General features: G+C 67.7%; 8 protein-coding genes. 3 read left to right on the top strand and 5 right to left on the bottom strand.

The genetic code is table 11. The annotated features are described in order from the left end of the window. Positions 1–31: 31 nt before the first annotated feature. The 3 genes from OG407_RS17545 (at position 32) to OG407_RS17535 (ending at position 4,381) form a co-directional block, all read left to right on the top strand. A complete protein-coding gene (locus tag OG407_RS17545) occupies positions 32–1,372 on the top strand; it encodes a DUF3500 domain-containing protein (protein WP_405859108.1) in 1,341 nt (446 codons plus the stop codon). 131 nt (positions 1,373–1,503) lie between these two features. Beyond that, positions 1,504–2,712 carry a 4-hydroxybenzoate 3-monooxygenase gene (locus tag OG407_RS17540; RefSeq protein WP_405859106.1) on the top strand — a complete coding sequence of 403 codons (1,209 nt, stop codon included), beginning with the start codon at positions 1,504–1,506 and terminating at the stop codon, positions 2,710–2,712. 61 nt (positions 2,713–2,773) lie between these two features. Further along, positions 2,774–4,381 carry a methyltransferase gene (locus OG407_RS17535; protein WP_405859104.1) on the top strand — a complete coding sequence of 536 codons (1,608 nt, stop codon included), beginning with the start codon at positions 2,774–2,776 and terminating at the stop codon, positions 4,379–4,381. A gap of 55 nt (positions 4,382–4,436) precedes the next feature. Here OG407_RS17535 and OG407_RS17530 read toward each other — a convergent pair whose 3' ends face one another. From OG407_RS17530 to chvE, 5 genes are all read right to left on the bottom strand, one after another. Then, positions 4,437–6,164 (bottom strand): pyridoxal phosphate-dependent aminotransferase, encoded by a 1,728-nt coding sequence (locus tag OG407_RS17530; protein ID WP_405859102.1) that lies wholly within the window; start codon positions 6,162–6,164, stop codon positions 4,437–4,439. A gap of 240 nt (positions 6,165–6,404) precedes the next feature. After that, positions 6,405–7,565 (bottom strand): aldose epimerase family protein, encoded by a 1,161-nt coding sequence (locus OG407_RS17525; protein WP_405859097.1) that lies wholly within the window; start codon positions 7,563–7,565, stop codon positions 6,405–6,407. Positions 7,566–7,638: 73 nt separating this feature from the next. Then, positions 7,639–8,883, bottom strand: a complete 1,245-nt coding sequence (mmsB, locus tag OG407_RS17520) for a multiple monosaccharide ABC transporter permease (RefSeq protein WP_328683561.1) — start codon at positions 8,881–8,883, stop codon at positions 7,639–7,641. Then, on the bottom strand, positions 8,880–10,430 hold the full coding sequence (mmsA, locus tag OG407_RS17515; protein ID WP_405859095.1) for a multiple monosaccharide ABC transporter ATP-binding protein: 1,551 nt from the start codon (positions 10,428–10,430) through the stop codon (positions 8,880–8,882). The genes mmsB and mmsA overlap by 4 nt, the downstream gene beginning before the upstream one ends. A gap of 46 nt (positions 10,431–10,476) precedes the next feature. After that, positions 10,477–11,589, bottom strand: coding sequence for a multiple monosaccharide ABC transporter substrate-binding protein (gene chvE, locus OG407_RS17510; protein ID WP_403601347.1), 1,113 nt, complete (start codon positions 11,587–11,589; stop codon positions 10,477–10,479). Positions 11,590–11,631: the final 42 nt, after the last annotated feature.

The following is an 11,631-nucleotide window of genomic DNA, read 5'->3' as shown; positions in this document are numbered from 1 at the left end:
CGGCTCAGGTTGGTGCGGGAGGTTGGCCCGTATGCACGGACACCGCCCCCGCAGCCCCGAAGCCGACCGCAGCCGCCGCTGGTTCATGAACACGGCGCTGCTCGCCGGCGGAGCCGCCGCCTTCGCGACCATGACCGGCTGCTCGTCGGACGCCTCCGACACGGCCACCGCTTCCTCGTCCTCCGGCGCCCCGAACGGCGCCCCCTCGGGCGGCCCCGGCGGCGGCATGCCCACCGGCGCGATGCCTTCCGGCGGGCCCGGGGGAGGGGGCAAGGGGATGGGCCCCGGGCAGAGCGAGGTCAAGTACGCCGACTTCAAAGGCGTTTCGACCAACGGCACGATCGCCGACGGGCTCTACTCGATCCACTCCACCGACGTCTCGACCGACGGCATCGTCAAGGCCGCGCAGGCCTTCCTCGACGGGCTCGGCGCCAAGGAACGCAAGTCCTGCACATTCGACGTCGACAACGACGAGTGGCTGGCCTGGAGCAACGTCGACGGGTACCAACGCAAGGGCGTGCGGATGGGCGACATCACCGCCACGAAGCGCGACCTCGGCTACGCGCTGCTCGGCGCCGCCCTGTCCGCCGACGGGCTCACCCGGACCCGCAACATCATGAAGCTCAACGCCTTCCTCGGCGACTACAGCGGCGGCGACCGGGACACCCTCACCGAGGGCGCCTACTTCTTCACCTTCATGGGTACGCCGTCCACCACCAAGCCGTGGGGCTTCCAGTACGAGGGTCACCATGTGGCCATCAACTTCTTCGTGCTCGGCGACCAGGTCGTCATGACCCCGACCTTCATGGGGTCCGAGCCGACCTCCGCCACCTACAAGGGCGAGAAGATCACCCTGTTCAAGACGGAGACCAAGGCCGGTCTCACCCTCCTGCGTTCGCTCACCGCCGCCCAGCGCGCCAAGGTGATCTCCAGCGACAAGAAGTCCGGCGACGACATGAAGGCCGGCGCCGGGCAGGACAACGCCAAGCTTGCCTACCAGGGGCTCGTCGCCAAGGACTTCACCAGCGCCCAGAAGCAGAACCTGCTCGACCTCGTGCGCGTCTACGTCGGCAACATGAACGACGGCCACGCCGAGGTGAAGATGACGGAGGTCGAGGCCCACCTCGACGCGACCTACTTCTCCTGGATGGGCGAGACCAAGGACTCCTCCGCCTTCTACTACCGCGTGCACAGCCCGATCGTCCTCATCGAGTACGACGCCCAGTCGCCGCTGGCGTACGGAACAAAGGGTGGAATGGGGGGTCCCAATGGAACGCCGACCCAGCAGCACATCCATACCATCATCCGCACCCCCAACGCCGGTGACTACGGCGTTGACCTGCTCAAGCTGCACCTGGACAACGACCACTGACGACCGAGTCAACGGCCAGTGACATATGCCCAGTTGGCCCTTATGGGCTAAGAAGCCGCTTTCGATTCCTCATCACCCTGATCTGGCTGATATGAAACCCCTTGGCCGAAAAAGCAAGATCAGGGGTGGATGTGGGGAAACGATTCGACTCCGGGGCGCGGACCGGAGTACGGACCGGGGTGGTGATCGTCGGGGCAGGCCCGGCGGGGCTCGTCCTGGGGAACCTGCTGCTGGACCGTGGCATCGACTGCGTGATCCTGGAACGGCGCGGACGCGAGGCGGTGGAAGGGCGGGCCAGAGCGGGATTCCTGGCCGCCCACTCGGTCCGCGTCCTCACCCAACACGGCCTCGCGGACGGGATGTTGGCCAAGGGCCACACCCACCGGACCTGCCTCTTCCGTAGCGAGCAGGGTGAATTCACCCTCGACTACGGCGAGTTGGGGCGCGGGGAGGTGCACACGGTCTACCCCCAGCAGGAGTTGGTACGGGACCTCCTCGCCGAGTACCTCCGACGCGGCGGCGAGATCCGTTTCGACACGGAGGTCGAGGAGATCTCCGAGGGCGGCCGGGTACGGACGTCCGACGGCACGGACTTCGTCGGGTGTTACGTCGCCGGGTGCGACGGACACCGGGGAGTCGCCCGCGCGACCATGACCGCCCACGGGACGCGTACCGCCCGCTGGGACCACGGCGTGAGCTGGCTCGCGGTCCTGGTCGAGGCCCCGCCGAGCATGGAAGCCGTCGGATACGCCCTGCACGAACGGGGATTCGCCGGGCACATGGCCCGCACGGCGACGGTCACCCGCTACTACCTCCAGTGCCCGCGCGGAACCGATCCTGCCGACTGGAGCGAGGACCGGATCTGGGCCGAACTGGAAACCCGGTTCCGTGTCGACGAGTTCGGTCAGCTCAAGGACGGTCCGGTCCTGGAGAAGGCGGTCGTGGATCTGCGGTCCGATGTCCTCGACACCCCCGGCGAGGGGCGACTCTGGCTGGCGGGCGACGCCGCCGGCCTCATCAGCCCCTCGGCCGCGAAGGGTGCCAATCTCGCCGTACTCCAGGCCGAACGCCTCGCCCAGGCGCTGGTGTTGGCGCTCAAGCACGCCGACGAGAGCGACCTCGCCCGCTACGCGTCCGACTGTCTGCCGCGCGTCTGGCGGGCCCACGAGTTCTCGCACTGGATGAGCGGCCTGCTGCACGGCCCGTCCGCCGAGGACGCCGAGAACACCGTCGAGGCCCATGCCCGCTACGGCCGCGCGCTCCAGTACGCCCGCCTGGACAGCCTGCGGACGTCCCGCACGCACCAGGACTTCTTCGCCGAGAACTACACGGGCATCTGACCCCGTCTCCCGCTCGCCCGTCTCCCGCCGCCCGTCCCCACGATTCACCGGGAACCCCTTCATGAACCTCCCCGTCGTACAGGCACGCCTCGCCGCAGCCGACGTAGCACGCATCGAGCGCGCGGCGGCCTACGTCGAAACCCACGACACGGACAAGGTCCTGGCCGAACTCCTCCCGGCCCTCACGTCGGCCGAACGGGCGGACGTCTCCCGCCACTTGGTCTTCGACCACACCGCCGTCCTGGTCTTCCCGGACTCCCTCGACGGCCTCTGCGAGGAACTCCGCCGCCTCGGCTTCGAACCGGGCCCGGTGACCCCCAGCGTCGTGGTCCGTGACCGCCTGGCCCGCCGCTACGGCCCGGAACTCGCCGAGATCCCGGTGGGCATCGTGCACGTGGCGGTCGGGGGACGCAGCGTGGAGATCTTCGCGCTCCCGGTGGCCCCGGAGTCCGCACTGGAGGCGGTGGCCGCCGACGAACGCGAGGCGGAACACGAGTCCCACCACGCCTTCGCGGTCACGGCCCCCGGCCCGGTGGTCCCCGCAGGTCTACGGCTCCTCCTCCAGGAGCGGGGCGGCGCGGTCCCCGACGGCGGCGGCTACAACGGCCACGAGAACGTCACCGTCCTCTACCACCGCACCACCACCCACCGCCGCTTCGAACTCCGCCTCCCCGGCCGCCACTTGCCCCTCCCCGACCCGACAACAACCCTGCTCACCGTGATGACCGGAGCCTGGGCCACCCAAGCGGTGGCAACGATGGCCGAGTTGAACATCGCGGACCACTTGGCGGACCACCCCGGCATGTCGGCGGAGCGGCTGGCAACCCTCACCTCGACGCACCCCGACGCGCTACGCCGCCTGCTCCGCTACTTGACGACGCTGGGCCTGCTGACGGCATCGGACGACACCTACCACCTCACGGCGGCGGGCCAACCCCTGCGCACAGCGACGGAGTTCTCCCTGAAGCCCCTGGCCCAGCTCTACGCGGGCCCGTTCTACGACTCCTTCGCGGGCCTGACCCACTCCGTACGCACCGGCGAGGAAGCCTTCGCCCACCGCAACGGCCGGCACCACTTCGCCTACTTCGCCGAACACCCCGAACTGGGCAGCCTGTTCCACCGCTCGATGGCGGCCAGCGCGGAGATGTTCACCCCGGTTCCCACGCTGATCGACTTCTCGAAGGCGCGACGAGTGGTGGACGTGGGCGGCGGAAACGGCGCGCTGCTGGGCCGGTTGCTCCGGGCCCACCCCCACCTGGAGGGCGTCCTCTACGAACGCCCCGGCGCCCTGGAAGCCGCCCGCACCCGACTCACCGAACGCTGCTCCTTCGTAGCCGGCGACTTCACCCGTTCCGTACCGGAGGGAGGAGACGTCTACCTCCTCTCCCGAGTCCTCCATGACTGGGACGACGACCGCTGCCTCACGATCCTCGGCAGGTGTGCGGAGGCGATGCGCCCGGGCACCCAACTCCTGGTGGTGGAACGCCTGTTGCCCACCCCGACGGCAGTGGCCTGGGACGTCCACATGCTCTGCAACGTGGGCGGCCAAGAACGCGACGAGGCCCATTACGGGCGCCTGCTGGAGAAGGCAGGCTTCGAGGTGCAGGGTTGTCACGCGCTACCGCTGGGAGCCTCGCTCGTAAATGCCGTTAGGGCCAACTCCCTTTAGGGGCGCGGGGAACTGCGCGACCAGCCACAGCGCACCCCGCACCCGGCAACGGAGATCAGCCGGCCTGCCCCATCCCCGCGGCATTGGGCCAACTCTGAGCCTGGGCCTGGGCATTGGGCCACCCAGTCGCAGGCGCCGGCGCAAGGTTCTGCATCCCGTTGGGACTGGTAGCCCCCCGAACCTGCGCGGCGGTAAGCCCGTTACGCGCAGGCACACCGGTAGGCGTAGGCCCCTGCGGGGGCATGGGCGCCGGTGCGGGCGCCGGGACGCCGAAGGGCTGCTGCTGAGGCATCTGCTGCGGCATCTGCATCTGCTGCATCTGCTGCATCGGCATCTGCTGAACCTGCGCGGCGGCCACCATCGGCTCGAACTGCGGCTGGGGCTGAGGCTGTTGGGGCTGCGGCACAAGCTGCGGCTGGGGCACCTGCATGGGCATGGGCACCGGCTGAGGCTGCATCGGCATCTGAGCCACCGCAGGCACCGGCACCGGCATCGGCGTCGGCACGGGCATCGGCATGCCGACCCCCGACGTCCCCGTACCGAGGAGCGCCTGCGCGGCGAGGTTCTGCATGCCCGCCCCGTTCGTCGCCCCGACCAGGCGGTCCACGGCCGCCGTACCCGAGCTGTAGTTGGTCCCTGTACTCAGCTCGGGTACGGCGGCTCCCCTCCTGGTCCCGTAGAGCACCTGTTCCATGCCGGACACCAGGCGACGCACGTCCGTCTGGGGGCGCACCACGAGCCGCAGGAAGCGGCTGGACGAGCCGATCTTGTTGCCGCACTCACGGACGAGGATGCGGTGCTCGGTCAGCATCCGGTCCCGGACCACCGTGCCTTCGGCGCCGACGGGGAGGCGTACGAAGAGGAAGTTGCCCTGTGACGGATAGACCGTCAGGCCGGGCAGCGCGGAGAGATGGCTCGCCATGTCGAGCCGGTCGCGGCGCACCTGCTGGAGGCTCTGCGCGTACTCCGCGCCGTGCTCCTTGAGGATGAACACCACATGCTCGGCAAAGGCGTTGAGGTTCCACTTGGGGAGCATCGAGCGGATGCGGCCGGCCAGGGCGGGGTTCGCGACGAGGTAGCCGAACCGTATGCCGTGCAGGCCGAAGTTCTTGCCGAGGCTGCGCAGGACGACCACGTTGGGGCGGAGCATCGCCTCTTGTACGACGCTCGGTTCGACCTCGGCGTCCGCGAACTCCAGGAAGGACTCGTCGATGATGATGAGGTCGAGGTCGGCCATCGCGTCCATGAACTGGACGAGGGCCTGCTTGTGGATGAAGCCGCCGTCGGGGTTGTTCGGGTTGCAGATGACCGCGACCTTGGTGTTGCGCTTGCGGATGAACTCGGCGTACTGCGTGAGGTCGAGGGCGAAGCCGCTGGACTCCTGGAGCGGGAACATGTCGACCCGCTTGCCGGTCTCCATGGGCTGGTCGGTCCAGCGGCCGAACGTGGGGACGGGGATGGCGAGGGACTCGCGGACCATCAAGTGGTCGATCCAGGTGATCAGTTCGGTGGAACCGTTGCCCATCGCGACGCAGCTCGGGGGGAGTTGGAGCAGGTTGCAGAGCTCGGCCGTGATGGTGTCGGCGCTGCTCGGGTAGTACGTGATGATCTCGCGCAACCGGGCCGCCATCTCGTCGAACATGGCGGGGGTGGGGAAGTACGGGTTGCACGGAATACAGAAGTCCACGGGGCCGGTGCCGTCGCTCTCACGCGCCAGCGCTGCCATCGACGGGCTGTGCGCCGCCGTACTGCGGAACAGCGAGGTGACGTTGGAGTCGGCCAATGGAACCTCCGTATGAAGGCGGGCCCGGCGGGGACGACCGGGCCCGTCGTCTTGGGTGGCCCGCGCGGGGGAGCACGGGCCACCCATCAATACGGGGACGCGAGTGGCGCTGTTCAACCTGTGTGAAATTCGTGTGAGTTCAGAAACCCCGGCGAGGGGTCGCGCCCCCAAGGGGCGCGGGGAACTGCGCGACCAGCCACGACGGACCCGCAGCTCCCCACGGCCTGTCCAGCGAAGCGCTTACGCGCCGAACGAGTGGATTGTCGTCGTCCGGTACGTCTGACCGGGGCGAAGCACCGTCGTCGGCCACGACGGCTCGTTCGGGGAGTCCGGGAAGTGCTGGGTCTCCAGGGCCAGTCCGTCGCCCTGCCGGTAGGTGCGACCGGACGTGCCGATCAGCGTGCCGTCCAGGAAGTTGCCCGAGTAGAACTGCAGCCCCGGCTGGTCCGTGGAGATCTTCAACGTCCGCCCGGACGCCGGGTCCCGCAGCGTCGCGATGTGCTCGGGCTTCGCCGTAACTCCCTTGTCCAGCACCCAGTTGTGGTCGAAGCCCTTGGCCGTGACCTGCTGCGGGTGCCCGGCCCGGATGTCCCGCCCGATCGGCTTGGCCTTGCGGAAGTCGAAGGGGGTGCCCGCGATCTTCGCCAGCTCACCCGTGGGGATCAGCCCCGAGTCGGTGGGCGTGTACCGGCTCGCGGCGATGGAGAGTTCGTGGTCGTAGATGCCGCCGCTGCCCTCGCCCGCGAGGTTGAAGTACGTGTGGTTGGTGAGGTTGACGACCGTCGGCTTGTCGGTGGTGGCCTCGTAGTCGATCCGCCAGTCGCCGTGCTTGGTGAGGGTGAAGGTCACCTTCGTCTTGAGGGTGCCGGGGTAGCCCATCTCGCCGTCCACGCTGGTGTAGTGGAGGTAGAGGCCGACGTCGGAGCCCTTGGTGAAGGGTTCGATGTCCCAGACCTTCGTGTTGAAGCCCTTGGCCCCGCCGTGCAGGCTGTTCACGCCGTCGTTGACGGAGAGCTGGTACGCCTTGCCGTCGAGGGTGAACTGGCCCTTGGCGATGCGGTTTCCGTACCGGCCGATGGTCGCGCCGAAGAACGTGGTGCCGGCGACGTACGCGGCGAGGTTGTCGTAGCCGAGCGACACGTTGGCGTACTTGCCGTGCCGGTCCGGGAGTTCGAGCGACTGGACGATGCCGCCGTAGGAGAGGACCTTCAGGCGGGTGCCGCCGTTGGCCAGCGACCAGCGGTAGACCTTCGTCCCGTCGGCGAGGGTGCCGAAGAGTTCCTTCACGGGCTTCTTGCCGCCTCCCGAGCTCGCTGCCTGCGCCGTACCCGTACCGAGTGCGCTCGCGGCGATACCCGCTGCCGCCGCACCCGCAATGACCGTGCGTCTGTTCAGTTCCATTGAGCGGCTCCTGCACATGGAAGGGGCCCCGCCGTGCTGTGCGAACGACAGACGTGCGGGGCCCAATCTGGACTTACGAACCGGACTTGCGTTTGTTCCACACGTCGAAGCCGACCGCGGCCAGCAGGGCGAGGCCCTTGATGACCTGTTGCCAGTCGGTGCCGACACTGAGGAGGTTCATGCCGTTGTTCAGCACGCCGAGGACCAGACCGCCGATGATGGCACCGAGAACCGTGCCGACACCGCCGCTCATGGACGCGCCACCGATGAACGAGGAGGCGATGGCCTCCAGTTCGAAGCCGTCACCGGCCTTCGGCGAGGCCGCGTTGAGGCGGGAGGTGACCACCAGACCCGCCAGGGCCGCGAGCACGCCCATGTTCAGGAACACCTGGAAGCTGACGCGCTTGTCCTTGACGCCGGACAGCTTCGCGGCCGGCAGATTGCCGCCGATCGCGTAGATGTGGCGGCCGAAGACGGTGTTGCGCATCACGTAGCCGTAACCGACCACCAGGACACCGAGGATGATCAGGATGACCGGCGCGCCGTTGTAGCTGGCGAGCAGCATGGTCAGCCAGACGATCGCGGCGACGATCGCCACCAGCTTGAGCAGGAACAGCTTCACCGGCGGCACGTCGAGCGAGAACTCCAGCTGCCGGCGCCGGTCGCGCACCTCCTGCCACACCACCGCGGCGACCATCGCGAGGCCCAACAGCAGCGTGAGGTTGTGGTAGTTGGTGTTCGGGCCGACCGCGGGCAGGAAGCCGTTGCCGATCTTCTGCAGGCCGTTGGGGAAGGGGCCCAGCGTCTGGCCCTGGAGCAGGATCTCCGTGAGGCCGCGGAAGAGCAGCATCCCGGCGAGGGTGACGATGAAGGACGGTATGCCCGCGTAGGCGATCAACAGCCCCTGTACGGAGCCCGCGACGGCGCCCATCAGCAGGCACAGCACCAACGCGACGGGCCACGGCACCTGGTGATTGACCATCAGGACCGCCGCGAAGGCGCCCACGAACGCCGTCAGCGAACCGACCGACAGGTCGATGTGCCCGGCGATGATGACCATCATCATGCCGATCGCGAGGATCAGGATGTAGCTGTTCTGCAGCACCAGGTTGGAGACGTTGCGCGGCAGCAGCAGGTCCCCGCCGGTCCACACCTCGAAGAGGATCACGATCAGACCGAGGGCGATCAGCATGCCGTACTGGCGCATGTTGCGCCGCAGGCCGTCCAGCATCAGCTGCAACAGGCCGCCGCCCGCGGCCGATCCGCTCCCGCCCGGCGGCGCGGGGGCCGGGCTCTTGGCGGTCACGTCCGTGCTCATCGCGTTACCTCTTTGTCCTTCGTCATCTGGCGCATCAGCACTTCCTGCGTGGCCTCGGCCCGGGGCACCTCACCGGTCAGCCGGCCCGCCGCCATCGTGTAGATGCGGTCGCACATGCCGAGCAGCTCCGGCAGTTCGGAGGAGATGAAGACCACCGCCTTGCCCTCGGCGGCGAGTTGGTCGATGACCGTGTAGATCTCGTACTTGGCGCCCACGTCGATACCGCGGGTGGGCTCGTCCAGGATCAGCACCTCGGGACCGGCGAAGATCCACTTGCTGAGGACGACCTTCTGCTGGTTGCCGCCGGACAGCTTGCCCACCGGCTCGAAGACCGTCGGCGCCTTGATGTTCATCGACTTGCGGTACCGCTCGGCGACCTGCCGCTCCTCCTGCTCGTCGACGACTCCGCGCCGGGAGACCTTGTTCAGGGCGGCCAGCGAGATGTTCCGGTTGATCGTGTCGATGAGGTTGAGGCCGTAGTGCTTGCGGTCCTCGGTGACGTACGCGATGCCGTGGCCGACCGCCTCCGCGACGGACTTGGTACGGATCTCCGCGCCGTCCTTGAGGACCGTGCCGCCGGCGTAGCGGCCGTAGGAGCGGCCGAAGACGCTCATCGCGAGTTCGGTGCGGCCGGCGCCCATGAGTCCGGCGATGCCGACGATCTCGCCCCTGCGCACATTTATTGACACATCGTCAACTACCTTGCGCTGCTGGTCGATCGGGTGGAACACGGTCCAGCCGCGGATCTCCAGGGCGGGTGCCGCCTCGGGCTCGCCCTCGTGCGGGGTGCGTTCGGGGAAGCGGTGGTCGAGGTCGCGGCCGACCATGCCGGAGATGATCCGCTCCTCGGTGGTCTCCGGCGCCTTCACGTCGAGGGTCTCGATGGAGCGGCCGTCGCGCAGGATCGTCACCGAGTCGGCGACCTTGCGGATCTCGTTCAGCTTGTGCGAAATGATGATGCAGGTGATGCCCTGCTTCTTCAACTCCAGGATGAGGTCGAGGAGTTTGCCGCTGTCCTCGTCGTTCAGGGCCGCCGTCGGCTCATCCAGGATGAGCAGTTTCACCTTCTTCGACAGCGCCTTCGCGATCTCCACCAGCTGCTGCTTGCCCACGCCGATGTCGGCGACGCGGGTCTCCGGGTGGTCGCTCAGGCCCACCCGGCGCAGCAGTTCGGTGCCGTGCCGCAGCGTCTCGTTCCAGTTGATGAGCCCGCGCGTGGCGTGCTCGTTGCCGAGGAAGATGTTCTCCGCGATGGAGAGGAACGGCACCAGCGCCAGCTCCTGGTGGATGATCACGATGCCGCGCTGCTCGCTCGCCCGGATGTCGCGGAAGCGGCACTCTTCCCCTTCGAAGAGGATGTCGCCCTCGTAACTGCCGTGCGGATGGACGCCGGAGAGCACCTTCATCAAGGTGGACTTCCCGGCGCCGTTCTCACCGCAGATGGCGTGGACCTCGCCCTGACGGACCGTCAACGTGACGTCCGACAGCGCCTTGACGCCGGGAAAGGTCTTGACGATCGAGCGCATTTCCAGGACGGGTCCCGCCATGGTCGTGCCTACCAATCAAGTGTGGGGTGGGTAACGGGCCGCGGACTTACTTGAGTTGCGCGGCCGTGTAGTACCCGCCCTTGACCAGCACGTCCTCGTAGTTCGTCTTGTCGACGCTCACCGGCTGCAGCAGGTAGGCGGGGACGACCTTGGTGCCGTTGTCGTAGGTCTTGGTGTCGTTGGTCTGCGGCGTCTTGCCGTTGAGCACGTCGTCGATCATGGTGTCCGCGACCTTGGCGAGCTGCCGGGTGTCCTTGTAGACGGTCTGCGTCTGCTCACCGGCGATGATCGACTTCACCGAGGCCAGTTCGGCGTCCTGGCCGGTGATGACCGGCAGCGGCTTGGCGGAGGTGCCGTAGCCGTCCGACTTCAGTGCGGACAGGATGCCGATGGAGATGCCGTCGTAGGGCGAGAGCACCGCGTCGACCCGGCCGGTCTTGTACGAGCCGGTGAGGATGTCCTCCATGCGGTTCTGCGCGGTGGTGCCGTCCCAGCGCAGGGTGGTGACCTTGTTGAGCGCGGTCTGGCCGGACTTGACGACCAGTTCCTTCTTGTCGATGTACGGCTGGAGCACCTTCATCGCGCCGTCGAAGAAGTACTTGGTGTTGTTGTCGTCGTTCGAGCCGGCGAACAGCTCGATGTTGAAGGGGCCCTTCTTGCCGGTGGTCAGCCCCAACTTCTCGGCGATGTACGTGCCTTGGAGGGTGCCGACCTTCTCGTTGTCGAACGAGGCGTAGTAGTCGACGTTCTTGGTGCCGAGGATGAGGCGGTCGTAGGCGATGACCGGGATCTTCGCGGCGGCGGCTTCCTGGAGCACGTTGTTCAGGGACTTGTTGTCGATCGCCGCGATGATCAGGCCCTTGACGCCCTGGGTGATCATGTTCTCGATCTGCGAGACCTGGGTGTCCGGGTCGTCCTCGCCGTAGACCAGCTTGGTCTTGTAGCCCTTGGTCTTGAGGTCCTTGACCATGTTGTTGCCGTCGGAGATCCAGCGCGCGGAGGACTTCGTCGGCATCGCGATGCCGATCGTGCCGCCCTTGGCGCTGCTCTCCTTCTCCTTGCTGCCGCCCGAGCCGCTCTGGCCGCAGGCGGACAGGGTCAGGGCGAGGGTGGCGGCGCCGGCTATGAGGGGGAGGGCGCGACTTCTGCGGATGCGCATGTGAACTGGCCTCATTCTTCTCGTCGTTGAGAGGTGCAGCGA

The sequence above is a fragment of the Streptomyces sp. NBC_01515 genome (genome assembly GCF_045040345.1).
Lineage (GTDB): Bacteria > Actinomycetota > Actinomycetes > Streptomycetales > Streptomycetaceae > Streptomyces.
Note: the sequence above shows the minus strand (reverse complement) of the source record. Positions and strands in the feature narration are given on the sequence as shown.